This is a genomic window from Desulfobulbus elongatus DSM 2908, assembly GCF_000621145.1.
In the GTDB taxonomy this organism is placed as follows: domain Bacteria; phylum Desulfobacterota; class Desulfobulbia; order Desulfobulbales; family Desulfobulbaceae; genus Desulfobulbus; species Desulfobulbus elongatus.
Map to the genome: position 1 here is coordinate 69,058 of NZ_JHZB01000011.1, position 25,217 is coordinate 94,274.

General features: G+C 63.9%; 20 protein-coding genes. 9 read left to right on the plus strand and 11 right to left on the minus strand.

Features of this window, described 5'->3' with window-relative positions; all coding sequences use genetic code 11:
- Positions 1-5 precede the first annotated feature (5 nt).
- Positions 6-1,031: an ABC transporter substrate-binding protein gene (locus Q362_RS0107885; RefSeq protein WP_169737382.1), complete on the plus strand. Its 1,026-nt coding sequence runs from the start codon at positions 6-8 to the stop codon at positions 1,029-1,031.
- Between the two features lie 29 nt (positions 1,032-1,060).
- Here Q362_RS0107885 and Q362_RS0107890 read toward each other — a convergent pair whose 3' ends face one another.
- Genes Q362_RS0107890 through Q362_RS19740 form a run of 3 tightly spaced genes read right to left on the minus strand, consistent with a single transcriptional unit; the run spans position 1,061 to position 5,614 of the window.
- Complete coding sequence (locus Q362_RS0107890) at positions 1,061-2,113, minus strand: prolipoprotein diacylglyceryl transferase family protein (RefSeq protein ID WP_028318240.1); 1,053 nt, start codon at positions 2,111-2,113, stop codon at positions 1,061-1,063.
- Positions 2,110-3,243 carry a phosphatidylserine decarboxylase gene (locus tag Q362_RS19735; RefSeq protein ID WP_084312443.1) on the minus strand — a complete coding sequence of 378 codons (1,134 nt, stop codon included), beginning with the start codon at positions 3,241-3,243 and terminating at the stop codon, positions 2,110-2,112. Before Q362_RS19735 ends, Q362_RS0107890 begins: the two co-directional genes overlap by 4 nt.
- A 13-nt stretch (positions 3,244-3,256) precedes the next feature.
- On the minus strand, positions 3,257-5,614 hold the full coding sequence (locus Q362_RS19740) for a hypothetical protein (RefSeq protein ID WP_169737383.1): 2,358 nt from the start codon (positions 5,612-5,614) through the stop codon (positions 3,257-3,259).
- 284 nt (positions 5,615-5,898) lie between these two features.
- On the opposite strand from Q362_RS19740, the gene Q362_RS0107905 reads away from it, so the two are divergent.
- Positions 5,899-7,872: an SWIM zinc finger family protein gene (locus tag Q362_RS0107905; protein WP_028318241.1), complete on the plus strand. Its 1,974-nt coding sequence runs from the start codon at positions 5,899-5,901 to the stop codon at positions 7,870-7,872.
- A 51-nt stretch (positions 7,873-7,923) separates the two neighbouring features.
- On the opposite strand, the gene ilvY is transcribed toward Q362_RS0107905, so the two are convergent.
- The gene (gene ilvY / locus Q362_RS19745; RefSeq protein ID WP_035216048.1) at positions 7,924-8,817 is read right to left on the minus strand and encodes an HTH-type transcriptional activator IlvY; all 894 of its coding nucleotides are present in this window, start codon (positions 8,815-8,817) and stop codon (positions 7,924-7,926) included.
- 297 nt (positions 8,818-9,114) lie between these two features.
- Between ilvY and ilvC the strand changes: the two genes are divergently transcribed.
- Positions 9,115-10,590, plus strand: coding sequence for a ketol-acid reductoisomerase (ilvC, locus tag Q362_RS0107915; RefSeq protein WP_028318242.1), 1,476 nt, complete (start codon positions 9,115-9,117; stop codon positions 10,588-10,590).
- Between the two features lie 176 nt (positions 10,591-10,766).
- Here the strand turns inward: ilvC and bamE are convergent, their stop codons facing one another.
- From bamE to Q362_RS0107955, 7 genes are all read right to left on the minus strand, one after another.
- Positions 10,767-11,099 carry an outer membrane protein assembly factor BamE domain-containing protein gene (gene bamE, locus Q362_RS0107920; RefSeq protein ID WP_028318243.1) on the minus strand — a complete coding sequence of 111 codons (333 nt, stop codon included), beginning with the start codon at positions 11,097-11,099 and terminating at the stop codon, positions 10,767-10,769.
- A gap of 45 nt (positions 11,100-11,144) precedes the next feature.
- Positions 11,145-11,570: a response regulator gene (locus tag Q362_RS0107925; RefSeq protein WP_035216050.1), complete on the minus strand. Its 426-nt coding sequence runs from the start codon at positions 11,568-11,570 to the stop codon at positions 11,145-11,147.
- Positions 11,563-14,103: a PEP/pyruvate-binding domain-containing protein gene (locus Q362_RS19750; protein WP_051553888.1), complete on the minus strand. Its 2,541-nt coding sequence runs from the start codon at positions 14,101-14,103 to the stop codon at positions 11,563-11,565. Before Q362_RS19750 ends, Q362_RS0107925 begins: the two co-directional genes overlap by 8 nt.
- Before the next feature lie 74 nt (positions 14,104-14,177).
- Positions 14,178-14,879, minus strand: coding sequence for a hypothetical protein (locus tag Q362_RS0107935; protein WP_028318245.1), 702 nt, complete (start codon positions 14,877-14,879; stop codon positions 14,178-14,180).
- A gap of 2 nt (positions 14,880-14,881) precedes the next feature.
- Positions 14,882-16,162 carry a sulfite exporter TauE/SafE family protein gene (locus Q362_RS0107940; RefSeq protein WP_028318246.1) on the minus strand — a complete coding sequence of 427 codons (1,281 nt, stop codon included), beginning with the start codon at positions 16,160-16,162 and terminating at the stop codon, positions 14,882-14,884.
- A 63-nt stretch (positions 16,163-16,225) separates the two neighbouring features.
- Positions 16,226-16,654 (minus strand): response regulator, encoded by a 429-nt coding sequence (locus Q362_RS0107945; protein ID WP_028318247.1) that lies wholly within the window; start codon positions 16,652-16,654, stop codon positions 16,226-16,228.
- Between the two features lie 278 nt (positions 16,655-16,932).
- Positions 16,933-17,463 carry a hypothetical protein gene (locus tag Q362_RS0107955; protein WP_028318248.1) on the minus strand — a complete coding sequence of 177 codons (531 nt, stop codon included), beginning with the start codon at positions 17,461-17,463 and terminating at the stop codon, positions 16,933-16,935.
- Between the two features lie 711 nt (positions 17,464-18,174).
- On the opposite strand from Q362_RS0107955, the gene Q362_RS0107960 reads away from it, so the two are divergent.
- From Q362_RS0107960 to Q362_RS19760, 6 genes are all read left to right on the plus strand, one after another.
- Positions 18,175-18,765 (plus strand): TetR/AcrR family transcriptional regulator, encoded by a 591-nt coding sequence (locus tag Q362_RS0107960; RefSeq protein ID WP_028318249.1) that lies wholly within the window; start codon positions 18,175-18,177, stop codon positions 18,763-18,765.
- A gap of 58 nt (positions 18,766-18,823) precedes the next feature.
- A complete protein-coding gene (locus tag Q362_RS0107965; RefSeq protein ID WP_028318250.1) occupies positions 18,824-20,962 on the plus strand; it encodes a SulP family inorganic anion transporter in 2,139 nt (712 codons plus the stop codon).
- A 12-nt stretch (positions 20,963-20,974) separates the two neighbouring features.
- Entirely contained in the window at positions 20,975-22,198 is a 1,224-nt protein-coding gene (locus Q362_RS0107970) for a response regulator (protein ID WP_028318251.1), read from the plus strand.
- Between the two features lie 176 nt (positions 22,199-22,374).
- Positions 22,375-24,168 carry a sensor histidine kinase gene (locus Q362_RS19755; RefSeq protein ID WP_035216053.1) on the plus strand — a complete coding sequence of 598 codons (1,794 nt, stop codon included), beginning with the start codon at positions 22,375-22,377 and terminating at the stop codon, positions 24,166-24,168.
- The gene (locus Q362_RS0107980) at positions 24,149-24,523 is read left to right on the plus strand and encodes a response regulator (protein ID WP_028318252.1); all 375 of its coding nucleotides are present in this window, start codon (positions 24,149-24,151) and stop codon (positions 24,521-24,523) included. Before Q362_RS19755 ends, Q362_RS0107980 begins: the two co-directional genes overlap by 20 nt.
- Positions 24,520-25,182: a sensor histidine kinase gene (locus Q362_RS19760; RefSeq protein ID WP_051553893.1), complete on the plus strand. Its 663-nt coding sequence runs from the start codon at positions 24,520-24,522 to the stop codon at positions 25,180-25,182. Before Q362_RS0107980 ends, Q362_RS19760 begins: the two co-directional genes overlap by 4 nt.
- Positions 25,183-25,217: the final 35 nt, after the last annotated feature.

Consider the following 25,217-nt stretch of genomic DNA (forward strand, 5'->3'; position numbering starts at 1 on the left):
TCGTGATGCCCTGCCTGCGAGCAGCCTTTCTCCTGATGCTGGCGGCGGCCGTGGTGCTGGCCGCCCCGGCGCGGACATCCTCTGAACCGGTCGCAACCGATGCCGCCGCCGTTCAGAGGGTGTTCGGCTCGGCCCCGCCCATGAGCCTGATGGTCCATGTGCTGGACAGCGGCAAGCTGGTGGCGGTGAACATGCCGGCCCGCAACAGCGCCAACAACGGCGAAGCCAGGTTCCTCGGCCAGCGGTTCCTCTCCCTGCCGGTGCTCGGGGGCTGGCATGGCGACCGGCGGCCCAACCTCGAGGAGATCCTCCTCGTGCGTCCCGACCTGATCGTGTTCTGGGACACCGCGCTCATCAACGAGTTCGCCCAGGCGGACCTCAACCGGATCGACCGGCCGGTGGTGCGTCTCAACATCGACCGGACCGATAACTATCCCGAGGCCTTCCGCCGCCTGGGCCGCGCCCTGGGATGCAATGAGCGGGCGGAGCGGCTGGCCGCCTACATCGAGGAGGAACTGCGGCAGTTGCAGGCCTTCCTCGCCACCATCCCTGAAAACAAGCGGGTGCGGGTCTACTATGCCGAGGACAGGGACGGGCTGCGCAGCGATTGCGACCGTTCCTTCCATGCCGAGCCCATCGGTTTCGCCGGCGGCGACAATGTGCTCAAATGCGTGCAGAACACGGTCATGGGGATGCAGAGCGTCAATTTCGAACAGCTGCTCAACCTGGACCCCGAGGTGATCGTCGCCCAGGAGGCCGCCTTTCTGCAGACGATCCAGAATGACGGCAAGTGGCAGCATCTGCGCGCCGTGCGCGACCGCCGGGTCGTGCTCGTACCCAAAACGCCCTGCAACTGGCTCGATCGGCCGCCGTCCTTCATGCGGGTGCTGGGGACCCACTGGCTGGCCCGCACCTTCTATCCGGATCGCTATCCTTACGATCTGCGTCACAAAACCAGGGCATTCTTCGCCCTGTTCTTCGGCGTGGAGTTGACCGACGCCGAACTCACCGCCTTTTTCCCTTTTTTATAGATTCGTCGGGTTTCAGTTTCAGAACACTTCTAAATGCAGTCGCGCCGCACCTCGAAGGAGAGGGTGGCGCCGGTGACCATGCTGCGGCCGAAATGGAGGAAGAGGATGCACCAGCCCGCCTTCAGGCCGAGCAGCAGCATCGGGTCGAGCAGCAGGAGCAGACCGGCGCCGATGTCGGGCACCGGCAGGTGGGGTTGGGGCAGGACCAGGCAGAGCAGGGAGCCGTAGACCACCGCGGCCAGCCCCATCTTCTGGTAGGCGGAGATGGCGGTGAATCCCCGGAAATCGGCGCGCAGCATCTCGGAGAGCACCCGCCAGACCTGGGAGACCAGCAGGCTGAGGAGAAAGGCGCTGCGGTAGCGGCCCTGGAGAAAGAGGGCGCTGGCGAACAGGCCGGTGGCGGTGTAGAGCAGGCAGGTCAGGCCCTGGATCGGCACCAGCTTGACCCCGGCCAGGCCGCCCTCGTAGACGGCCTTCTTGGTCGGCGCGGTGAAGACGATGGCCACCTTGTCGAAGAGCAGGGCAGCGAGACGGCCGCACTGATGCAGGGGCTTGCCGTAGCAGCAGCCGAAGCTGAGGCAGGCCAGCCGCCCCAGGCCCTCGCCGATGATGTAGCCGATCGCCAGCGCCGCCAGCACCACCTGCAGGTTGAGCAGGGGAACCCCGGCCAGCAGGCAGCCGCCGTCGACCAGGAGGATGAGCGCCGGGCTGGCCACCAGGCCGCAGAAAAAAGCGCCGCCGATGGTGAAGGTGTGGCGTTTTTTCTCGACCTTACGCGCTACCCAGCGCGAGGCGGGCACGCACAGACCGACGATCAGCAGCAGCAGGGCCGCCAGCGGAATCAGGCCCTGGCCGGCGGCGCGGGCCAGGATGAGCACGAAGACCATGCCGGTGATCGCGGCGCTGGCCAGCAGCAGGCCGTACCAGGTGAAGTTGATGCCGCGCCAGTGGCCGTGGTCGCAGCGGCGCACCGGCACCGTGGCCAACATCTGGAAGCGCTCGCCGGGAAGATGGCGCCAACCGAGTACGATCACCACGGCGAAGAGGGCGGTGGCGGCGAGAAGAAAAAGAGTGGCGGTCATGGCAGGGCGTGAACCTGCGGAAGGGAGTACAGCGGTCGTGCCTGGCGACAGGCCGCGGGGATGCGGGAGTTTCCAGGGGCCTCTCCCCGGGATCGTTCGCACGGGCCGAATGGGCTGGCCGGGTCGGCGGCGGCCGGCCGTTTCCAGGCGACGGTCGAGCGCACCCGGACATCGGTTTCCACCAGCGGCTGGCCGAGGCCCAGGGAAAAGCGGCTGCGCACGTCGCGGCGGCAGCGGTTGCGGGCCAGGTCGTCGCAGAAGGTGACCGCATCCCGCTGAAAGAGGAGGATGTCGGTGGAACTGCCCGGCCGGTAGAGGCTCTTGGGGCAGCCCTTGTCCAGGCGCATCCCCTTGGTCACCGGTTGCGGCTCGTCGTAGCCGCTGGCCGAGTAGCACTGGACGATGTCGCCGATCATCAGGGCCACCACCTCGATCATCGCCACCAGGCCGATGTTGCTGCCGCCGGGCACGTCGGTGTCGATGACGGTCACCTCCCGCCGGTTCTTGGCGTGCAGCGAGGCCAGGGCGATCTGTGCCCTGGGGTTGCACGAGTGATACCGGCCGTCGAGCTGGTAGAAATCGATCACCTCGCCGCTCACCGGCACATGGTTGTAGTGGTACTTGTCCGGGGTCAGGCGGAAGATGGCGAAATCACCGCCGGCGAAAAACGGATGCCAGGGCAGGTCCTCGCCCAGCAGTTCCGGGACCGAGAAGAATTTTTCCTTGACGAACAGCTCCGGCGATTCCGCCAGCGAGCCGATCAGCACCTTGGCGTCGGCCGGGGCGACCACGGCCTCGGGGTCCGGGTCCATGGGCCGGCAGTCCCAGTAGCGGATCTTGCGCTCGAACACCTGGCGGGGCGTGGCGAAGCCGTGCTGCGGCTCCAGGCACTCCCCTTCGTCCACCCCCATCCGCGAGAGCAGCGCCTGGCCGCGGCGGCTTTCCCCGGGCAGGGTGCAGTCGAAATTGAGAAACCCGAGCAGGCTGGACACCCGTTCCGAGGTCAGGGCGCGGAACAGGGCCGGGGCCTGCTCGCGCAGCCGATTGTAGAGCACGTCGATGAACCGGTCGGCGATGAGGCGTTCGCTGACGATCTCGCCGGTTTCGCGCACGATGTACTGATGCTGCATGCGGAGCCTCCCTTCAGTCGTGGTGGTCGCGCTGCCGTTCCCGGTGGATGATCAGCAGGGTCAGGAGCAGCAGGGCGTGGATTTCCTGGCTGGATGCCTGGTCGGCCAGCAGCCGGTGGCCGGCCTCGTGGACGAACAGGGCCGCCGGACCGTTGCCGAGCACCTGCTCCTTGATCGCGCCGATAACGGGATCGGTGCTGGCGTCGAGGCGCTGGCAATCCTCGATCAGGGTATCCAGGCCGTTGCGGAGATGGAGGCGGCAGAGGTCGCCGCGGTAATAGGCTTCCGCCGCCCGGTTGAATTCGGCGGCGCCGACGCGCATCGGGTCCGCGCCCCAGCCGTGCCCGCCCAGGATGGCCTCGGTGAGCCGGGCCGCCGCTGTGGGGGTGTTGCCGTGGAGCATGGCATCGAGGGGATCGAAGACCGTGGTCACCGCCTCCTTGCCGCCGAAACCGCATTCCCGCCGCAGCAGGTCCAGGCAGGCCTGCTGGTAGGCGGCCACCTCGATGCGCACATAGCCGCGGTAGCGGCGGCTGGGCCGCTGGCGCGCCACCAGGGCGACGATCCGGCGCAGCACCTCGTTTTTGGTGTCGGCGCGGATGAAGACCGTGGGCACGCCGATGGCCGCGGCAAAGAAGATCTGCCGCCGTTCGCTTTCCGTGCAGGGATCGTCGGGGATGTCGGCGTGGCGGATGGTGCCCTCGGCCACCCAGCGGCAGGCCATCTGGGTGACCAGGGTTTGCAGGTCCACGGCCAGGGCGAAGGTGGGGCCGAGATCGGGGAAGAGCGAGTAGTGGCGGCCCTCGAAGCCGGAAAAGCCGTAGGCGGCCCGGGCGCGCATCCGGTAGGGCAGGTAGATGTTCATGCGGCTGTCGAACACGCCCATCTCGGTCAGGTCGCGCTTGAGCCGCTCCTGGTTGCCCTGCGTCCCGTCCAGGGCCGGACTCTGCTCGACGCTGTGCAGGGCCACCAGGTAATCGATCAGGCGCACGTCCGGGAGATAGTCGCCGCGCAGCCGCAGCAGGGTGCTGGTCAGCCGGTCGAGCCACAGGGGGCCCGCCGGGGTGAAACTATGGCCGCAGAAGCGCAGGTCGGCCTTCTTTTTCCATCGTCGCCACAGCATGCGCAGGTGGGTGGAATCGAGTTCGTGCGGCAGATAGCCCATCACCTTTTCCGGGTGGAAATCGCTGAAGTCCAGGCGGTGGGGCGCAGCCGAGCAGGTGGTGACGAACAGCGGCAGGAAGTGCTCGACGATCTTGATGGTCAGGTCGCCGAAGTATTTTTCGCAGGCGCTGCCGGCGGGCTCGCGGAAACAGCGGCTGAGCGTGCGGCTGCCCAGGGTGATGTGGGTGCCGTTGTTGGCCAGCGAGGTGGAACTGGTGTTGGGCAGCACCACCAGGTTGTTGACGATGATGCCCGCCTCCCGCAGCCTGGCGATGGTGTTGAGCTGGCTGCGCGACAGGGTCCGGTGGCACAGGCCCATGTAGTCCTTCTTGTCCTCGCCGCGTTGCCAGCCGGACAGGCAGGGGTTGAGAAAGAGTTCGCGGTAGAACTGGTCGGAGATGAGGTCGTTGAGCCGCTTCTGCCGGGCCGGCGGATTGGGGGCCAGGTACATCCGGCAGGTCTGGCCGTAGCGGGACAGGCGGAATTCGCGGTTGGCGTAGCCGATGAGCAGGTGGAGGAAGAAGAAACGGCGGCTGGTCTCGCGGGCCGTGGCCCGGCCGGGCAGGCTGTCGCCGCCGCCGCTCAGGCTGAAGCTGGTGATTTCGGGCGAGCAGTTGTCGCTGATCAGGTGGGGCATCAGGTCTTCGCCGGTTTGGCGGAGCAGGGGCGGGCACTGGTCCGATCGGCCGATGGCCTCGGCCAGGGCCAGCTTGAGCAGATAGCTGACCGGCACCCGCAGCCAGGGCTCGCCCTGGCGGTGCACGAGAAAGGAATCGCTGTCGCGGCGCGTCGGCCCGGCCGGATCGGCCTTGTCGGCGAGCAGATCGCCGTTGAGGACCTCCGCCGCATAGGCGCCCAGCAGGCGGCGGGGGAAGCGGACCCAGGAATTTTCCCAGATGCGGGCCTGCTGTCCGCCGAGATAGTCGTCGAGTTCGGCGAGCCGGCGGGGGCTGAGGTCGCCGCGCCGGGCCCGCAGGGTCAGGTTCTGGTAGTAGTTCGACTCGACGATGGCGATGGCCAGGTCCACGTCTTCCCGGCGGCCCTCCACCGCCACCTGGAATTCGTTCTCCACGCCGACGGTGACATCGGCGCCGGAGAAAGGCGGCGTTTTTTCCGGCCGGAGGATGGAACGGCGGAATTCCTCGGCCCTCGGGATGAGGACGGTCTGGTCGCGGAAATCGGCAATGGCGGGAAGGGAAGCGGTCATCGTTCGCAGTCCGATGGAAAGAGCCGAAAGGATGCCTTGTTCGATGGCCATCGTACCGGGCGATTGTTCGATCCCGGTTACAAATCGGTCACAACTGCGTCAACGAACCGGCGACGGAAGGAGCGACCGGCCGCCCCCTTGTCAATTTCCCGTTGTCTTTCCGGCGAAAGTCCGTTTCATTCAGAACAGTGCGTCGCCTGTCCGGGCGGTCCGGGCCAGCGGTGCCGATCCCGGGGCGGCGCGGACGCACGGCAATGAGGAGAACGACACCAAGGGGGGAAGCCATGAAGACTCTCAGCGCCCTGTTGAGCGAGTTGACCTATGACGACCTGGACCAGTGGGCCGGCGAGAAGATCCGCGCCAGGGGCAAGGCGTACCTGGGCCGGGTGGATGGGCTCCATCGCACCGCCAAGGACGAATTGGTGGCCTGGGTGTCGGGGACCGAGGATTACGCCACCCTGGTGCATCTCGACGAGGGCGGCGAGCACGATTGGTTCTGCACCTGTCCCTACGACGGCGGGCCGTGCAAGCACGCGGTGGCGGTGATCCTGGCCGCGGTCCGGCAGGTCAGGAACAAGCGGGACATCCCCCTGCTGAGCGAGGACGACGACCTCCATCTGGTGCTGTTCAGCGGCCAGGACGACGAATCCGCGCCGGAGGACGAGGAGCCGGAATACGGGCGGCCGGAGGCCGGGGAAAAGGGGAGCAAGCGGGAACACGCCAAGGTGCGCAAGCTGCTGGCGGACAAGAGCCGCGAGGAGTTGCTGGACATGGTGGTCCGCCTGGCCGCCGATTTTCCGGCGGTGGAGCGCGCCCTCCTGGAAGCCGAGCACCTGAAGAGCGGCCGGATCGAGCCGGTGGTGCGGGCCCTGCGCCGGGAGATCGGGCACCTGACCGACGAGCCCGCCTGGTCGAGCCCCTGGAGCGACGAACGCGACATCCCCGATTTTTCCCATGTCCGCCAGCAGTTCGCCACCCTGCTGGCCGCCGGTCATGCCGATGCCCTGCTGGAACTGGGCGACGAACTGTGGCGGCGGGGCACCGAACAGGTGGAGCAATCGGACGACGAGGGCGAGACCGGCGAGGCCATCGCCGGGTGCATGGACATCGTGCTCCGGGCCCTGCCGTGTTCGTCCCTGCCGCGGGCGACGCAATTGCTGTGGGTGATCGACCGTCTGCTGGAGGACCAGTACGGCCTGCTCCAGTCGGGGGAACAGGTGCTGGCCGACGCGGTCTACGGTCCCGAGGACTGGCGGCAGGTGGCGGCCGCGCTGGAGCGGCGGGTGGATACGGCCAAGAAGGGCCCCCGGCCCGCGACCTTCACCGACTCGTTCCGCGCGGCCGAACTGCAGGACCGCCTGGTTGCCGCCTACCGACGGAGCGGCCAGACGGAGAAAATCGTGCCGCTGATGGAACGGGATGTCGAACGGCTGGGCAATTACGGCCGCCTGGCCGACCTGCTCGTGGAGGCCGGCGATCCGGAGCGGGCCCGGCAGTGGTGCATCCAGGGGTTCGACCGGACCGTTCGGGAAAAGGCCGGAACCGCCGAGGGGTTGCAGGAACGGTTGCGGCGGATCGCCGAGACACGGCAGCAGCACGAGTTGGTTGCCGCCCACCGGGCCGAGGAATTTTTTCATCGCCCCTGGCTGGAGAGTTACAAGGAACTGCGCCGGGCAGCGGAACGGCTGGGCTGCTGGCCGCCGGTCCGCGCCGGGGCGCTCGGCTATCTGGAGAGCGGCCGGCGGCCCGATGCGCCGGCGAAAAAGGGCGAACCGGTTTCCTGGCCGCTGCCCGCACCCGAGGTGCGCTATGCCCAGGAAAAGCCGAGGAGCGGTGGGCGCGACCGCTTTCCCGAGCGGTCCGTGCTGATCGACATCGCCATCTTCGAGAAACGGTTCGACGATGTCGTCGCCCTGTACCAGGCCATGGCGAAGGGATCGTTCGGAACCACGGGCATCGACGAAACCGTGGCCAAGGCCGTGGCCAAGACCCATCCCGAGGTGGCGCTGGCCATCTGGCGACGCCTGGCCGACGGCCTGATCGCCCAGGTCAAGCCCAAGTCCTACGTCGAGGCCGGCGGTTTTCTGCGCCTGATGCACAAGGTGTTCAGGGAACGGCAGCGCCTGGCCGAGTGGGAGGCGCTGCTCGCCGAATTGCGGCGGACCCACAAGGCCAAGCGGCGGCTGCTCGAGGTGCTGGATACCGTGGGCGGTGACGGCAGAAAGATCATCGACGGGATGAAGGGCGGGGAAAGCTGATTTTTTTTCGGCGGGGCGGTCCGGCGCCGGATATCCGGACCGTTTTCCCGGTTATCGCGGCCGTTCCCGCTGCTCCGATGCCATCGTCGTCCACAGGGCCCGGATCACCGGGTTGCGCAGGTGCCTTTCCAGGGTGCAGGCGCCGATGATGAAGGGGGCGAGCCCCGAATCGACCTCGAAAAGACGCACCTGCTCCCGCAGCGGACTCTTCTCCAGCACCAGTTCCGGCACCACGCCGACGCCGCAGCCCAGGCTGACCATGGCCAGCAGCGCCTCGTTGCCCGCCACCTCGGCATAGATGTTGGGCCGGATGTTGTTTGCCCGGAACCAGCGGTCGATCCGTTCCCGGCTCAGGCCGCGCTCGGCCAGGATCACCGGAATGCGCGCCCAGTCGATCCGGTCGGTGCCGCCGGCCGGGAATCCGGCGCCGTCGGCCGGGGCGATGAACACCAGCGGGGTGAGGGCCAGCTCGACGAAAACGACCGCGGGCGGCAGTCGTTCCGGCAGGGCGGCGATGGTCACCTCCGCCTCGCGGTTGTTGAGCCGGTCGAGGGCCTCGGCGGCGTCGCCGGTCTGGAGCTTGATCTGGACGCCGGGATGGGCCTGGCGGAAGGCCCTGAGCATGGGCGGCAGGATGAACATGGCGGCGGTGACCGAGCAGAACAGCGAGATCTCGCCGTTCAGGGTTTCGCTGCCGGCCAATTCCCGTTGCAGGGCCTGCCAGCGTTCCACCGCCTCCTCGGCATACCGCCTGAAAACGGCACCGGCCGGGGTGAGGGCGACGCTGCGGTTGTCGCGCCGGAACAGCGGCGCGCCCACCTCGTCCTCGAGCCGCTGGATGGTGCGGGTCAGGGCCGAGGGCGTGAGGTTGCAGGCGCGGCTGGTGCGGCCGAAATGGAGGGTGCGGGCCAGGTGGCTGAAAATTTTGAGGGCGCGGATATCCATAAAAATGCGGAAAGAAGATGCGGTCCGTGGTATGAGGCGGTGCAGCGCCCATTGTGCGCCTGTGTTGCATTTTCCGCAACAATGAATTGCTGAAAAATCACTTTCCGCAACAAAAATTTCGGCTATGGTGAAGAAAACCTGCGCCGGTATCGAGGTCGTCGGGGCTGCCGGCTGTTCGGGAAACCGGGGAATGACGCGCCGGCCGTCAGGCGGCGGTCTGCCCCGGGACCCTTCATCCCGCCCGGACACCCCGCGGTTTTCACAATTTCCCGTCCAACCAACACAAGAGGAATGATCATGGGACAGAACTATTTCAACACCCTGCCGCTGCGCCTGCAACTGGAGGAGCTCGGCAAATGCCGCTTCATGGACGCGTCTGAATTCGCCGACGGCGTCGACAAGCTCAAGGGCAAGAAGATCGTCATCGTCGGCTGCGGCGCCCAGGGCCTGCACCAGGGGCTCAACCTGCGCGACTCCGGCTTGGATGTCAGCTACGCCCTGCGCGACTCGGCCATCGCCGAGAAGCGCCAGAGCTGGAAAAACGCCACGGACAACGGCTTTGCCGTGGGCAACTACCAGAAGATGATCCCCGGCGCCGACCTGGTGATCAACCTCACCCCGGACAAGCAGCACTCCAAGGTGGTGGCCGCGGTCATGCCGCTGATGAAAAAGGGCGCCTGCCTCTCCTATTCCCACGGCTTCAACATCGTCGAGGAGGGCATGCAGATCCGCGAGGATCTGACCGTCGTCATGGTGGCGCCCAAATCGCCCGGAACCGAGGTGCGCGAGGAGTACAAGCGCGGCTTCGGCGTGCCGACCCTGATCGCGGTCCATCGCGAAAACGACCCCAAGGGCGAGGGCTGGGACATCGCCAAGGCCTATGCCGCCGGCACCGGCGGTCACCGGGCCGGCGTATTGCAGTCGTCCTTTGTCGCCGAGGTCAAGAGCGACCTGATGGGCGAGCAGACCATCCTCTGCGGCATGCTCCAGGCCGGCAGCCTGCTCTGCTTCGACAGGATGGTCAAGAAGGGGATCGATCCCGGCTACGCCACCAGGCTGATCCAGTACGGCTGGGAAACCATTACCGAGGCGCTCAAGCACGGCGGCATCACCAACATGATGGACCGCCTGTCCAACCCGGCCAAGATCCGCGCCTACTACCTCTCCGAGGAGATCAAGGAGATCCTGACCCCGCTGTTCGAGAAGCACATGGACGACATCATGTCCGGCACCTTCTCCAAGACCATGATGAAGGACTGGGCCAACGACGACAAGAAACTGCTCGGCTGGCGGGCCAAGACCGGGGAAACCGCCTTCGAGAAGACGCCGGCCGCCGATGTCGAGATCAGCGAGCAGGAGTATTTCGACAAGGGCATCCTCATGGTGGCCATGATCAAGGCGGGCGTGGAACTGGCCTTCGACACCATGGTCGCCTCGGGCATCAAGGAGGAGTCGGCCTACTACGAGAGCCTGCACGAGGTGCCGCTGATCGCCAACCTGATCGCCCGCAAGAAGCTCTACGAGATGAACGTGGTCATTTCCGACACCGCCGAATACGGCTGCTACCTGTTCGCCCACCAGGCGGTGCCGCTTTTGGCCGATTTCATGAAGTCCGTCGACACCGACGTCATCGGCGAAGGCCTGGACGAGAAGGACACCTCGGTGGACAACATCGAGTTGATCGGCATCAACGCCGCCATCCGCTACACCGTGGTCGAGCAGGTGGGCGAGGAACTCCGCTCCCACATGAGCGCAATGAAGCCGATCATCTGAGCGCTGCCCTCGACACGTTTCCGGTTGCGGCCGGAACAAGAACATCCCTCAGGCCCAGGGGCCTGAGGGATGTTTCTGTTTGGTGCCCCCGGAATGCGGGGATGCCGGATCGTGCCGGCCGAGGTGGCCGTCGGGCAGGGCGGCGGGGAAACGGGCGCGAGGCGGCGCCGGCCGGGTTACAGGCCCTGGTCTTCCGGGTAGCTGGAGGTGAAGGTGTAGGAGGCCACGGTGCCGCTGGCGTCGAACCGGACCGTGAGATCCCGGCTTTGAGTGTCGCCGATGCCGTACTTGTAATAGCCGTAGCTCCAGGTCTGCTTGCCGTCCTCGATGCCGGTCCGCCAGGGCGGGCCGAACATCGCCTCGATCTGGGCACGGGTGGTCTGGTGCAACTGGATCCGGCGCACCATGCCGGTATCAAAGTCCTTGCCGGCGCTGGCGCAACCGGAGAGCAGCAGGCCGCAGCAGCAGAGCGGCAGCAGGAAACGGAGCAATTGCGGGCGTATTTTCATGGTCGTTGTCTGGTGGGTTGAAGGACGGCGCCGGCGCGCCGGAGGTTACGGGATGTCGTCTTCCTGGTTGATCAGGGCCTTTTGCGCGGCCAGTTCGATCTTCTCGATCAGTTCCTGGATGTCGATGGGCTTGAGGCAGTAGTCGAAGGCCCCGCTTTCCATGCCCTCGATCCCTGATTTCACCGAGGCGTGGCCGGTGAGGATGATCACCTCGGTTCGCGGCCAGCGTTCCTTGACCTTGCGCAGACACTGGATGCCGTCCATGCCCGGCATGTTCATGTCCATGATCACCACGTCGATGGGCTGGGCCTCCAGCAGTTCGAGGGCGTCGAGGCAGCACTCGGAAACGCTGAGCCGGATGCCCATCCGCGAGAGATGCCGCTGCATGACCTCCTTGAACTCGGACTCGTCGTCCACCAGCAGCAGGTGAATCTTGAGCACGGCTTCGAGTTGGAGGGTCTGGTCACTCATGGTTCAGCATATCCTCAATCTCTTGAATGAATGTGTCGCGGTACGACCGCTCCGCCCCGGCTTCGGCCATCACCAGGTCCAACTGCCGGGTATGAATGACGAGATACCCCAGCACCTTGAGGCGGTCGAGCAGTACCTGTTCGGACTCCCGTTCCACCCGGGCGGTGAGGGCGTCGCCCAACCGGTCGATCCGGTAGCCGAAGTGGTCCAGGACCGCGGCCAGCAGTTCGATCCGCCGGACCCGCTGGGATTCCCCGGCCGCGCCGCCCTTGAAGCGGAAGGTGATGTAGCGGTCGCCGGGCCGGTCGCCGAGCATGGCCTCGATCATGGCGTAGTGGTAGCCGAGGCGCGCGCTGAGATTACAATACTTTTGCGAAAGAAGGAAATAATTCTTCTCCCGCAGGGCGGAAGTCCGGGCCGGATCGAGCCCGTCCCGCAGGGCGGAGTGGAAGAGGAAGGCGACCATGGTCCGCAGGCCGGCGACGGGCGGCCCTTCCCAGGGGACGCCGTGCATGCCCGCCCAGATGGCCTGCAGGGGGCGGCAGGCGATGTCGGCGATGTCGATGTCCGTGCGGCTGAGATCGTAGTGAGGAACAAAGGCGCCGCCCAGATCGACCACCCACCACTCGATCGGCAGGGTGTCGCGCAGCCGTTTGGCCGTGCCCTTGGCGAACCGGAAGCGGCGGCCGAACTCGAACATCTCGATCACCGATTTTTCATGGCAGAAGCGGGTGATGTCGTGCAGGGTCCGGCACCGGCCTGCCTGGAAGTCCGGGGATGCCGGATCGGTCAGGTTGAGGGGGCTGATCAGCTGGAGCACCTCGATCAGGGTGCGCTGCAGGGGGCTGCCGTCCATGGGATTGGTCCGCTCGACCGGCCGGCGCAGCGCTTCCTCGACGCGGCCCCGGTAGACGGCCCGGTTGGTGGCGTCGACGGTGACCATGTCGCCGTCGGCCAGCAGCTCGGTGGCCCGGTCCAGGGCCAGCAGGGCGGGCAGGCCGAATTCGCGGGAGAGGGTGGCCAGATGGCCGGCCTCGCTGCCGGTTTCGGCCACCAGGGCCGCGGCCCGTTTCAGCAGCGGCGCCCACTCCGGCAGGGGATGCCTGACCACCAGCACGGCCCGCCGGGGAAAGCGGAGCATGTCCTCCGGGCCGTGGACCACGCAGACTGCCCCGCACCCCGCCCCCCCGCAGCCGGTCACCCCGCCGTGGAGCACCAGGCGATCGTCCGCGGGCGGCGGGTGCGCGGCCACGGGGGCGTGCAGGGCGGCGGCGGTGATCGGCCGGCTTTGCAGCACGTACAGGCGGCCATCCCGGTCGATCGACCATTCGATGTCCTGGGGTGCGCCGAAATGGTGCTCCAGCCGCATGCCGGTTTCGGCCAGGGTCGTCGCCTCGGCATCGATCAACCAGGGCGCTATCGCCTCTTCCGCCTCCAGCCGCCGGACAATCCGGTGCGGCGGCGCGCGTTCGAGCAGCAGGTGCCCGGTGGCGCGGGTGCCGTCGACGATGCCCTTGGCGGTGCCGGGGGCGCAGAACAGGTCCAGGGTGTCGTTCCGGCCGCCGATGGAGCGGGTGTAGCAGATGCCGCTCACCGTGGCCTCGACCATGGTCAGCACCCCGATGCACATCTCGATCTCCTCGTGGCGGAAGCCCTTGGCCAGCCGGTAGGAGATGGCCCGCGGAGTGTACTTCGAGGCCAGCACCGCCTTGCAGGCGTCGAGCAGGGTGTCGCGGCCGACATCGAGTTCGGTGTGATAGAGCCCGGCAAAGGAGGCCTGGCCGAGATCCTCGCCCAGGGCGCTGGAGCGGACCGCCACCCGGCAGCCGGGCCGCGCCTCGGCCAGGCGGTCGAAATGGTCGAGGAGCAGCGTTTCCAATTCCGGCGGCATCGGCGCGGCCCGGATCAGTTCCTGGATCGCTCCGCTCTTGCCGTGGAGATCCTCCAGGTCGGCGATATCCATCTGCTGGATGATGTGGTTGATCCGGGGATAGAGTTGATTGCGCTGGAAAAAGAGCCCGGTGGCGGCGGTGGTCAACACGAATCCGGGCGGGACGCGGATGCCCTCGATGGAACCGGCTTCGCCCAGGTTGGCCATCTTTTCCCCGGTCAGGTCGGCCTGGGCCCTGCCGACCTGTCTCAGGTCGAGGATCAATGCGCCCGTGGCCGGTTTCCGCCTGCCGTCCAGGATGGTTTCAATCTGCCGGTGCAGGCGGGAGAAGGCGCGCTCCAGTTCGCTGTAGCGGCCGTCGGCCATCCGGTTGAGATGATGGATGATCTTGAAGACGTTGACCGTCACCAGGGTACAGCGCGCCCGGATGAAGGTCATGGACAGGGTGCGGCCGTCGCGCAGGGCGGTTTCCAGTTCGGCCATGGCCGCCAGGGTGTTGGCATTGGCGGTCAGCAGGTCGCGGAAGCTGCGGGAGCGGGCGATGAACTGGCGGTGCAGTTCCTCGGGACCCGGGGAGGGCGGTGCAGTCGCGGACCGCCGCAGTCGCCGCAGCAGGGTGAGGAGCCGGTCAAGCAATGTCATGGCAAAAAAGAAAGGGGCCGCGATGGAAACGAATTTCCCCGCGGCCCCGAATGTGTGGACTGATTTACGAAGGATCAGTGATCAAGCTTGATGCCCAATCCCTCGAACAGGAACAGCAGGCCATAACCGTACCACATGGTGTAGATGACATAGAAGGCCAGGGCGGCGATCAGCAGAACCATCTCTTCCTTCACCGGCTTGGCCTCGACCTCATAGTAGTTGTACGCCGGCTCGACGGCCTTGGACATGCAGCTCTTGACGAACTTGGCATCCGCGAACTTGCCGGTCTTGGTCATGTCCTTTTCCATGGCGGTGAGCGCCTGGTACCAGGAGTAAATGGCCTGGCGCTCGTCCATCCCGTATTTGGCGTTCAACGCCTTGCCGTCGTTTTTGTACATCAGGTCGGCATCATTGAGCATGGTCGCGATCATGGCGCCGAAATCGCCGTTGACGCTCACCTTGTCACCCTCGGCGGTGGCGCCGATGCCGCTGGTGGCGAACAGCTTGGCGGTCGTCGCGGCCTCGTCGGCGGATTTCATCTTCAGCGAGGCGCTGTACTGCTGTCCGTTGTATTTCTTCGCCTTCTCCAACTGATCGGGAATGTAGTAGGCCGAGCTTTTCGACAGTTGGTTGAAGAAGTTGTCGAGGTAGTCGAGCCCGTTGATTTTCTGGCCGCTGGCGCTCGGAAAAAGCGGCATGAAGATGGCAACGAGGATCGCGAAAAAGGAGACCAGCAGGAACAGTCCCGTGGTTTTGAGTTGTGCCGTGCTTGCCATGATCAATGCACCTCCCCTGATTTCAGGACACTGAGATTAGTGAAAAAGCACCAGAAGACCCACGCCGCGAAGGTGGTGATGATGATGAAGAAGCCCACATTGCCAATCAGATCGACGATCTTGATGAAGTCCTTGGACAGGTCGACATAGCCCATCTTCATCAGTTTTTCCGGCAGGGCGCAGACCCGGTTGAGGAAGCCGGCGGTCACGGTGACCGCATAGAAACCGCGGATGGTGGTGCCGGGAACGACCTTGGTGACGATCGAGCCGATCTGGATGCCGATCAGGGAGCCGAGCAGCATGCCCATGGCCAGGGTGTAGAAGATGAAGCCGTAGATCGCATATTGGCCGATGGCGGCATAGCCGGCGGTGAAGACGATCTGGAAGATGTCGGTGCCGACCGTGGTCATGGAGGACACGCCCAGGCCATAGACAAAGATCGGGAAGGTGAGGAAGCCGCCGCCCACGCCCATGATCGAAGCGGCCATGCCGACGATGAAACCGCTGACCACCAGGAACAGGGAGGAGATCCGACGACCGCCGGGGGTGACGTTTTCGTCGAAGGTCAGCATCGGCGGGATGTTGATGGCCTGCAGCCGCTTGCCCATGGGCGGGATTTCCTCGGCGATCTTGGTGGCGCCTTCCTCGATCACCACTTTCTTGGAGCGGGACCTGAGGTAATCGCTCATCGCATAGTAGGCGAGGAAGCCGAGGATGACGACATAGACACAGGTGATGAACATATCGCTCAGCACCGGGTTGGCGTCATAGATGGCCCGGTTGAGGTACCCGCCCAAGGTGGAGCCGATGATGGCGCCGATCAGGAAGGTGACCGCCAGGGACACCGAGATGTTGCCCATCTTGCGGTGCAGGACCGATCCCATGATCGCCTTGGCGAAAATGTGGAACAGGTCGGTGCCGACCGCGAGGATACCCTTGACGCCGGCACTCATCAGGGCCGGGGCGATGATGAAGCCGCCGCCGGCGCCGATGCAGCCGGTGATCAGGCCGGCGCAGACGCCGACCAGCACCGAGGCGCCGAAAATGAGGTTGGTGTAGTGGGAGGGGCCGTAGGCCGTCTTGCCGCCGATGAAGGAGGGCAGAGCCTGGCCGACGGCATCGGCGAAGGCGTAGCCGCCCAGGAAAACGGGGATGCAGAGCAGCCCCAGGACCAGGAGCCGTGTGCGGCTCTTCAGAATGTTGTTGGACATTTCCAATTCCCATCGGGCATGGGCCTTGGCCCCGGCCATCATGAATTGGTTCAGATCTCGAAAAAACTTCATTTTGCTCTCCTTTAGGTTGTCGATGAAAACGGTTTTTCGGGTTTATACAAAGGCCGCCGCCGGTCAGGACGGACGGGCCATGTTTTTCTTGATCTGGGCCATTTTTATCTTTTCCTGCTGGGTCCGCTTGCGCTCGTAGGCCGCGTTGAGCTTTTCGAACAGCGGGTCCAGTTCCATGGGTTTCATCAGGTAATCGAAGGCACCGTATCTGATGCCGTTGATCCCGGATTCCACCGAGGCGTGGCCGGTCAGCATCACCACCTCGGTCATGGGCGCGATGCGCTTGATCTCCCTGAGGGTCTCGATGCCGTCGCGGCCGGGCATCTTGACGTCCAGAAGAACGACGTCATAGCTCTTCTCGGCGATCATGCCCAGGGCGGTGTCGCCGTCGGGGGCACACTCGCATTGGAGATCGCGCTTGCTCAGCCGCTTGGCGGTCATGTCCCGGAATTCCTCTTCGTCGTCAACAATGAGTACGCTGTACAATGACATGGTCTCTCTCTCCTGGTGAGGGCTGGTGCTTCTTGAAAACGATATGTGCCGGCAGCGGCGAATCTGGGCATCGCCCAAACCGGTCGAACCGGATGGCGCCGGGAAGGGGGAGTCCCCGGCGGCCATGACCGGATTCGACACAACCGCCGACACCTAGCGTCGGCAGTACGGAAAAAAGCGGGAACCGGGCATCGACGCGCGCTGTCATCGGCCCTGCCGGAACAATCGCCATCGTCGGAGCGTGCGTCCTGGTCGTCGACGGTTGCATGCTGTCCTGTTCACCCGCTGAGAAATTGTTTGAGTTCGGCGACCCGGTCGGCGGCAAAGGTGCAGATGGGGGTGGAGCCGTTGGTTAATTTCTGGAGCAGCCGTTTCGGTTCCTGGTCGTTGGCGTCCTCCTGCAACAAAACGATTTTGTCCGGGTGGAAGGTGATGATTTTGAGTTCGATGTTGGTGTCGAGCCGGACGAAGTCGAAGATGTAGGCCGTTTGCTTGCGCAATGCGTACAGGGCCCAGATAACCTCGATGGTGATTGTGTGCGGTATGGATTCGTCGGTGAGGACGAAGAGGATTTTTCTGCTGTTGCCCTGGAGCAGCTGGTCGGGAATGGGGATGTTGTGACGGACGAGGTGTTGGACCAGGTCATGAAAATGGATCAGTTGCCTGCCCTTGATTTCAACGACCGGGACGGCCCCTTTGGCGATCCATTTGCCGAACCGCTCCTCGGAAACGGAACAGATCGTCGCCGCCTGTTTCAGGTCGAGGTATTCGTGATCCGTGGATGGATGGTGCTGGTGTCCGTTCGTCATGGCTTCTTCCTGCCGTACCCGGCATGCTGCTTTGATGCCCTTGTTTGTGCAGAACCGGGGCCAGTTGGACGATTGCGCGGCAATAAAATATTTTTATTTTACATATCAAATTGTTAGATAATTATTTTGCTGAATGCCGCGGAGAAGATTTCGAGGACGGAACGGTCGCACTGTGTAGTAACGGTTACGCCTGGCGGCGATCTGTTTGCAACTTATTGAAATAAATGAAATAGTTCTGTGTGTATAATTGGTGACAGGGTGGATGGTCGCAGCCGGTTTGTGCAACGAAAGAAACAGACGCAAGTGGCCGAGATCGGGCAGGGAGGGAGGCGTCTCGGTTGCAACCGGTTTCCCCGCAGGCCGGACAAGGAGAACGGCAAAACGCCTTGCCGGTGCATGATATGCCTTGTCCGATGCGGCGGGCGTACCGGAAAAATCCGATTCGTCCCGGTTCCATGGCAAACCGGCGCAGGCATCGTTTTTTCGTTTTCCCCGATCGGCCCGCCCGCCCCGTTTCACGGCACAGAAGGCGGCCGCAGGAGGTGGCGGTGAATGACCGCTCATTTTTTGTGTTCTGAAAACCTTTTTATTTTAACAGGTTCGTGTAATCGATCCGCATCTTTCCTTTTTGTTCTTGACGAGGAAGAAGATTTTCCTTATAAAACTGACTGAGCGCTCAGTCTAGTTTTCCCTCGTCACAGGAACCACGGCATGAAAAAGAAAGAAGTCATCCTCCAGGCTGCGACCCATCTGTTCTCCCGCAAGGGCTACAAGGATACGGCCATGGGGGAGCTGACGAAAATGACCGGGGCCGCCGAGGGGACCATTTTCTACCATTACAAAAGCAAGCAGGGACTCTTCCTGGCGATCCTGAGCAACTTGAAGGAGGGCATCCTGCCGGAATTCGAGCGGTATCGGAACGCGGAGTCGGAAAAGACCGGCCTGGACATGGTGGAGGAATCGATTTCCTTTTACCTCTACATGGCCCAAAGCAGGGAAGATCTGTTCGCCATTCTCCATCAGCGTTATCCCTACGAGCTGGCGGAAAGCAATCCCGAGTGCCGGGATCATCTCGAGGCCGTCTACAATTGCTTTGTCGATATTTTCGAGAATGCCATTGTCACCGGCCAGCGCGACGGTTCCATCGCTCCGGACATCGCCGCCCGCAAATCGGCCCTGATCGTTTTCTCCATGGTGGACAGCATGGTTCGTTTCCGGATGAACAATCTCTACGATGTCGGGGCGCTCTATAAGGATCTGATCGAATCCTGCCGGCGGATGCTGGAAAACAGGACGCGATGAGGCAATGAAAGAGGCAGTCAACCCTTAACTTTGGACGATCTGAGGTGAAACGAGCGGCATGATCAAACGTATTTTCCCCTTCCTCGACTGGTTCTCCGGTTACAATCTCGCCCTGTTCAAGGCGGATGCCATTGCCGGATTGACGGTGGCCCTGGTGCTGATTCCCCAGTCCATGGCCTATGCGCAACTGGCGGGCATGCCCGCCTACTACGGCCTTTATGCCGCCTTTCTGCCGCCGATGGTCGCCGCCCTTTTCGGTTCGAGCCGGCAGCTGGCCACCGGCCCGGTGGCCGTGGTTTCCCTGATGACCGCCGCCTCGCTGGAACCCCTGGCCACCGCCGGCAGCGAGAGCTTCATCGCCTACGCCATTCTCCTTTCGCTTCTGGTCGGTCTGTTCCAGCTCGCTCTCGGCGTCCTGCGCCTGGGCCTGGTGGTCAATTTCCTTTCCCACCCGGTGGTCAACGGCTTCACCAACGCCGCCGCCATCATCATCGCCACCTCGCAGTTGTCGAAAATGTTCGGCGTCAACGTCGACAACGCCGAACACCACTACGAAACCATCATCCGCGTGGTGCAGTCCGCGATCCACTACACCCACTGGCCGACCTTCCTCATCGGCGCTCTGGCCCTGGCGATCATGATCACCCTGAAGCGCATCGCCCCCAGGGTGCCCAACGTGCTGGTGGCGGTGATCGTCACCACCGTGCTCTCCTGGATGATCGGCTTCGAGCACAACGCCGCCGTGGACAGCGCCGCCATCCGGTCGCCCAGGGCCCTGGAGCTGATCACGGCCTTCAACGAGGCCACCAACGGCATCCCGCCCCTGGCCGAAGAGCGGACCAAAACCAGCAAGCGGCTCGAGGAGGCGAAACAGGGGCACGATGCCATTGCCCGGCTTGATGCCGAGCATGACGACCGGGTGATCCAGTCGAAGATCGAGGAGCTCAAGGACAAGGCCCATCTCTACCGGGAGGCGCTTCGCCTGCTCCAATTCAAGGCGGCCATCCAGCCCGACGACAGCGTGCTCTACTATCCGGCCGCCGAACTGCCGGACGGTGTGAAGACCGACGGCCGCATCTGGCGCATCCGGGTGGGCAACAAGGCGCTTAAGTCCGACAAGGTGCCGCTGACCGGCGGCGGCGAGGTCATCGGCGTGGTGCCCAAGGGCCTGCCGGCCCTGAGCGTGCCCAAGGTCGACCTGAGCGTCATGCTCCATCTCTTTCCCTATGCGGCCATCATCTCGCTGCTCGGCTTCATGGAGGCCATCTCCATCGCCAAGGCCATCGCCAGCAAGACCGGCCAGCGCATCGATCCCAACCAGGAGCTGATCGGCCAGGGTCTGGCCAACATCGTCGGCGCCATCGGCAAGAGCTATCCGGCCTCCGGTTCCTTCTCCCGGTCGGCGGTCAATCTCCAGGCCGGGGCCGCGACCGGCTTGGCGAGCGTCTTCACCGGGCTGACGGTGGTCATCGCCCTCATGTTCTTCACGCCGCTCCTCTACCATCTGCCGCAGTCGGTGCTGGCGGCGATCATCATGATGGCGGTCATGGGCCTGATCAACGTCTCCGGTTTCCTCCACGCCTGGAAGGCGCAGTGGTACGACGGCCTCATCTCGATCCTCGCCTTCATCTGCACCCTGTGGTTCGCGCCCCACCTCGACAAGGGCATCATGCTGGGCGTGGTCCTCTGCCTCCTGGTGTTCCTCTACAAGAACATGCGGCCGGTGGTCACCTCGCTGACCAGGGACCGCAGCCGGGTGCTGGTCTGCGCGGTCAGCACCGGGCTCGAGGAGTGCAGGTACCTGTCGATCATCCGCTTCGAGGGGCCGCTCTTCTTCGCCAATGCCAGCTATCTCGAAGACAAGATCTCCGACCTGATGCTGTGCAAGACCACCTTGCGCCACATCCTGATCGTCGCCAACGGCATCAATGATATTGACGCCTCCGGCGAGGAAACATTATCCTTGCTGGTCGGCCGGTTGCGCAGTGCGAATATCGATGTCTCCTTCAGCGGCATCAACGAGACGGTGATGAAGGTGCTGGTCAGGACCCATCTGTACAACAAGATCGGCGCCGACCATGTCTATCCGACCATGGAAGCGGCCCTCCAGGTCATTCACCCAGCCGTGCACACCGAGGAAGAAATGCGGCGCTGCCCCCTGGGCACCCATCCCCAACCCGAGATCATCCATCCATAGGAGAGGAATCCCATGTCCGTGATTACCGTTTTCAACGCACTGCATTGCAACGAAGAGCAGATCGTGCCGCGACTGGTCGACACGACCGGATACCGGTTGGTCGGTGACGGCGAAATCGCCGCCCTGGCCGGCAAGATGTCGGGGATTCCGGCGGAGCGGGTCAGCAGGGCCTTTGCCGCCAAGACCTCGCTGTTCAATCCGTTCACGCATGAAAAGGAGCGCTCCGTCGCCTATATGCGGCAGGCGGTCGCCGAGATGCTCGTCGAGGGGAACCTGGTGGTGGTCGGTTTTTGCTGCCATCTCGTTCCGGCCTCGATTTCCCATGTCCTGCGTATCTGCCTGGTCGCGGACATGGCCTATCGGGTCCGGCAGGCGCAATCCCTGCCGGTGCCGGAGAAGGACCCGCTCAAGACGATCCACAAAAGCGACGAGGACAAGGCGGCCTGGGTGCTGCAGATGACCGGCAAGGCGGACCCCTGGGACCCGGCCCTGTACGATATCGTCATCCCCACCGACAAGATCAGGGCGGAGGAATCCATGCACCTCATCGTCCGCAATCTCCATGCCGAGGTGGTGGCCCCGACCGAGGCCTCGCTGGCCGCCCTGGCCGATTTCCGCCTGCAGGCCCGGGTCCAGGTCGCCCTGACCCTGGAGGGGCACGAGGTGACCGTGGCCGCCAAGGACGGCGCGGTCACCCTGACCATCGAAAAGAACGTGCTCATGCTGAGCCGGCTCGAACAGGAACTGAAGGAGATCGTGCAGAAGGTCGAAGGGGTCCGGTCCGTGGCCACCGAGGTCGGCAAGAATTTCCACCAGGCGGACATCTACCGCAAACTCGATTTCCAGGCGCCGGCCCGGGTCCTTCTGGTGGATGACGAGCGCGAATTCGTCCAGACCCTTTCGGAGCGCCTGCTGCTCCGCGACATGGGGTCGGCGGTCGCCTACGACGGCGAATCGGCCCTGGAGATGCTGCGCGAGGACGAGCCCGACGTGATGATCCTGGATCTGAAGATGCCCGGCATCGACGGCATGGAGGTGTTGCGGCGGGTCAAGGCCACCCAGCCGGAGATCGAGGTGATCATCCTCACCGGCCACGGCAACGAGACCGACCGGGAAACCTGCATGCAGCTGGGGGCCTTCGCCTATCTGCAGAAACCGGTGGATATCGATGTCCTGAGCGAGACCATGAAACAGGCCAACGAGAAAATCATGCAGCGCCGTCAGCAGGGCTCCTGATCGCCCGGCTGGCCAGCAGGTTGGCGCGGCGAACCGGAAACACGGTTCGCCGCGCCGGCACAGGGGTACGAAAGAGTGGTGCGGCAGCGGGGACGAATTTTGTCCCGCTTTCCGCCTTGGTCCTCACCAGGACGGCCGCTGGCCCGGCCGATCGTATGCGCATGTGAGAAACTGCCATGCAGGATGGATGGAAACGCTACAAGCCCAGATTCCTTGAGCATTCCGATCAGGCGTCGGGCATGTACAAATCGCTGTTCAATTTCAGGCGGCTGTGGAAGCAATCCATCGTCACCACGCTCGCCGTGGTCCTGTTGCCGTTGTTCACCCTGGCGGTGGTCGATTACAGCATCAGCAGAAAAGCCCTGGAATCCGAGCTGCTGCTGCGCACCACCCGTCTGGTCTCCAACTTGCGCCGCACCCTGACCTCCTATCTGGACGAGCGCGTCTTCGCCCTCAATTTCCTGATTCTCGACAACAGTTTCGAGCAGTTGGCCGATGAGAACCGGCTGAAGCAGCTCTTCGAAAATCTGAAGAGCGGCCTGGGGGAATGGTACGATCTCGGCCTGATCGACCATACCGGGACGCAGGTCAATTATACCGGCCCCTATAAGATCCGGGGCATGAATTACAGCGGCCAGGACTGGTACAAGAAGCTGCATTACAAGGAACAGGAGACCTATCACGACTCCATCGCCATGCGGTCCGATGTCAGCGATGTGTTCCTCGGGTTCAGGATGACCCCCCACCTGGTCATTTCCGTGCTCCACAACGACCCCCAGGGACGGCATTACATCCTCCGGGCCAGTCTCGACATCGAACAGCTGAGCGCCATCCTTTCCCATTTCGAGCTCAGCAACAACGGCGACGCCTTCCTCATCAACCATGAGGGGATCATCCAGACGCCGTCCCGCTATTACGGCACCATCATGAAGCAGTTTCCCCTCCCGGTGCCGCCGTTCTCGCCACGGACCGAGGTTTCCGAGGGCGAGGACCACCTGGGGCGGGAGATTGTCACCGGCTATGCCTATATCACCGGCACGCCGTTCATCCTCATCGTGATCAAGCAGAAGGACACCCTGATGGAAACCTGGGAGGCCGCCGGCGGCAAGCTGCTGGTCTTCCTCGTCGGTTCGGTAGTCGCCATCGTGGCGGTGGTCTTCGGCATCTGCACCTACCTGGTCAACAGCATCCACCAGGCCGACCAGAAGCGGCTGGCCTCGCTGCATCAGGTGGAATACGCCAACAAGATGGCCTCGATCGGCCGCCTGTCCGCGGGCGTGGCCCACGAGATCAACAACCCGTTGGCCATCATCAACGAAAAGGCCGGGCTCATCCGGGACCTGTTCACGTTCCGCAAGGAATACGCCGGCGACCAGCGGCTGCTCGGCCTGGTCGACTCGATCATCAATTCAGTCGAGCGCTGCGCCACCATTACCCGGCAACTGCTCAATTTCGCCCGCAATATCCAGGTGAGCGTCCAGAAGGTCAACCTGAGGCAGGTGGTGAACGACGTGCTGGAATTCCAGATCAAGGAGGCCGGCTACCGCAATATCGCCGTCGAAGTCGACATTCCGGCGGAACTTCCTGAATTTTTCAGCGATCGTGGTAAATTGCAGCAGGTGTTCATCAATCTGGTCAACAACGCCTTCGCCGCGATGAAAGAGGGGGGGCGGCTCGAGATCAGAAGCCGGCTGAACGACGACGGCACCGGCATCGTCACCACGGTGCGCGATAGCGGTTGCGGCATTCCGCCGGAAAATATAGAGAGAATTTTCGAGCCCTTTTTCACCACCAAGAGCGGCAGCGGCGGCACCGGCCTGGGGTTGTCGATCACCTACGGCTTGGTCACGGAGATTGGCGGCTCGATCGCCATCGAAAGCACCGTCGGCGCGGGGACGACCTTCATCATCACCCTGCCGCTCGAATACCATGCGGACAAAGGAGAAGCTCATGCGGGTACTGTTGGTTGACGACGAAGAGGAATTGGTGGCGACCCTGGCGGAGCGGCTGGACATGCGGGGCATCGAGGCCGCCTGGGCGACCGATTATCGGACGGCGCTGGCCATGGTTGAGGAAAAGGAGTTCGATATCGCCCTGCTGGATGTCCGGTTGCCGGAGATGAACGGTCTCGACCTGAAGCGGCTGATCGAGGCCCGGCGGCCGGGGATGAAATTCATCTTCCTCACCGGCCATGGATCGGAGGAGGATTTCGAGGCCTGCTCGGCCGAAAGCGGCAGGGAATACTACCTGATCAAGCCGGTCCAGATCGAGGTGCTCGTCGCCAAACTCAACGAAATCTGTCAGGGACAAGGAGGGCGGGGATGAGCAGCTATCACGGCAAGGTGGACAGCCTGGGCCTGAGTTTTTTCGGCAGCATGACCGCCTCCATTTCGCACGAGATCAAGAACGCCCTGGCGATTATCAATGAAAATGCCGGGTTGCTCGGCGATCTCGTCGCCCTGTCGGAAAAAGGGCGTCCGCTGGACCCGGAGCGGCTGCAAACGATTTCGGACAGCATCCGGCGGCGGGTGCAAGGCGCCGACGACATCGTGCGCCGGCTCAACCGATTTGCCCACAGCGCCAACCAGCCCGTCGTCACCACCGGCATCCGCGACATCCTCGCCTGCACGGTCGCCCTGTCCGAACGGCTGGCCACCATGAAGGGGGTGCGCCTCTCGATCGCTGCCGGGGAAGAGATCGAGGTGCAGACGCTGCCGTTCGTGCTCGAGAACCTGTTGTGGATCTGTTTGAAAAACATCTTCCTCCTGGCCGGGGAGGGGCAGCAGGTCGTTTTGGGTGCCGTGCGCGAAGAGAGCGATGTCGTCGTGACCTTGCACTGCACCCCCGAGATACCCGTGGAACAACTGGAGACAACGGTGGCGACCGAGGGGCAGCCCCTGATTTTTTTCCTGCGGATGCAGGTGCGGGCCGATCCGCACAACGGCCGGCTCTGCCTGCACATGCCCCTCCGGTTCATCGAGTGAACGCGAGTGAACGCTGCTGATCACCTGGAGATGCG

Bases quoted from the DNA above. Each gene is read 5' to 3' on its own strand.
- Q362_RS0107885 (WP_169737382.1), top strand. From the start codon at position 6: ATGCCCTGCCTGCGAGCAGCCTTTCTCCTGATGCTGGCGGCGGCCGTG.
- Q362_RS0107940 (WP_028318246.1), bottom strand. From the start codon at position 16,162: ATGAAGTTTTTTCGAGATCTGAACCAATTCATGATGGCCGGGGCCAAG.
- Q362_RS0107945 (WP_028318247.1), bottom strand. From the start codon at position 16,654: ATGTCATTGTACAGCGTACTCATTGTTGACGACGAAGAGGAATTCCGG.
- Q362_RS19735 (WP_084312443.1), bottom strand. From the start codon at position 3,243: ATGCAGCATCAGTACATCGTGCGCGAAACCGGCGAGATCGTCAGCGAA.
- Q362_RS19750 (WP_051553888.1), bottom strand. From the start codon at position 14,103: ATGACATTGCTTGACCGGCTCCTCACCCTGCTGCGGCGACTGCGGCGG.
- bamE (WP_028318243.1), bottom strand. From the start codon at position 11,099: ATGAAAATACGCCCGCAATTGCTCCGTTTCCTGCTGCCGCTCTGCTGC.
- Q362_RS19740 (WP_169737383.1), bottom strand. From the start codon at position 5,614: ATGACCGCTTCCCTTCCCGCCATTGCCGATTTCCGCGACCAGACCGTC.
- Q362_RS19755 (WP_035216053.1), top strand. From the start codon at position 22,375: ATGCAGGATGGATGGAAACGCTACAAGCCCAGATTCCTTGAGCATTCC.
- Q362_RS0107960 (WP_028318249.1), top strand. From the start codon at position 18,175: ATGAAAAAGAAAGAAGTCATCCTCCAGGCTGCGACCCATCTGTTCTCC.
- Q362_RS0107890 (WP_028318240.1), bottom strand. From the start codon at position 2,113: ATGACCGCCACTCTTTTTCTTCTCGCCGCCACCGCCCTCTTCGCCGTG.
- Q362_RS19760 (WP_051553893.1), top strand. From the start codon at position 24,520: ATGAGCAGCTATCACGGCAAGGTGGACAGCCTGGGCCTGAGTTTTTTC.
- Q362_RS0107905 (WP_028318241.1), top strand. From the start codon at position 5,899: ATGAAGACTCTCAGCGCCCTGTTGAGCGAGTTGACCTATGACGACCTG.
- Q362_RS0107955 (WP_028318248.1), bottom strand. From the start codon at position 17,463: ATGACGAACGGACACCAGCACCATCCATCCACGGATCACGAATACCTC.
- Q362_RS0107970 (WP_028318251.1), top strand. From the start codon at position 20,975: ATGTCCGTGATTACCGTTTTCAACGCACTGCATTGCAACGAAGAGCAG.
- Q362_RS0107980 (WP_028318252.1), top strand. From the start codon at position 24,149: ATGCGGGTACTGTTGGTTGACGACGAAGAGGAATTGGTGGCGACCCTG.
- ilvC (WP_028318242.1), top strand. From the start codon at position 9,115: ATGGGACAGAACTATTTCAACACCCTGCCGCTGCGCCTGCAACTGGAG.
- Q362_RS0107965 (WP_028318250.1), top strand. From the start codon at position 18,824: ATGATCAAACGTATTTTCCCCTTCCTCGACTGGTTCTCCGGTTACAAT.
- Q362_RS0107925 (WP_035216050.1), bottom strand. From the start codon at position 11,570: ATGAGTGACCAGACCCTCCAACTCGAAGCCGTGCTCAAGATTCACCTG.
- Q362_RS0107935 (WP_028318245.1), bottom strand. From the start codon at position 14,879: ATGGCAAGCACGGCACAACTCAAAACCACGGGACTGTTCCTGCTGGTC.
- ilvY (WP_035216048.1), bottom strand. From the start codon at position 8,817: ATGGATATCCGCGCCCTCAAAATTTTCAGCCACCTGGCCCGCACCCTC.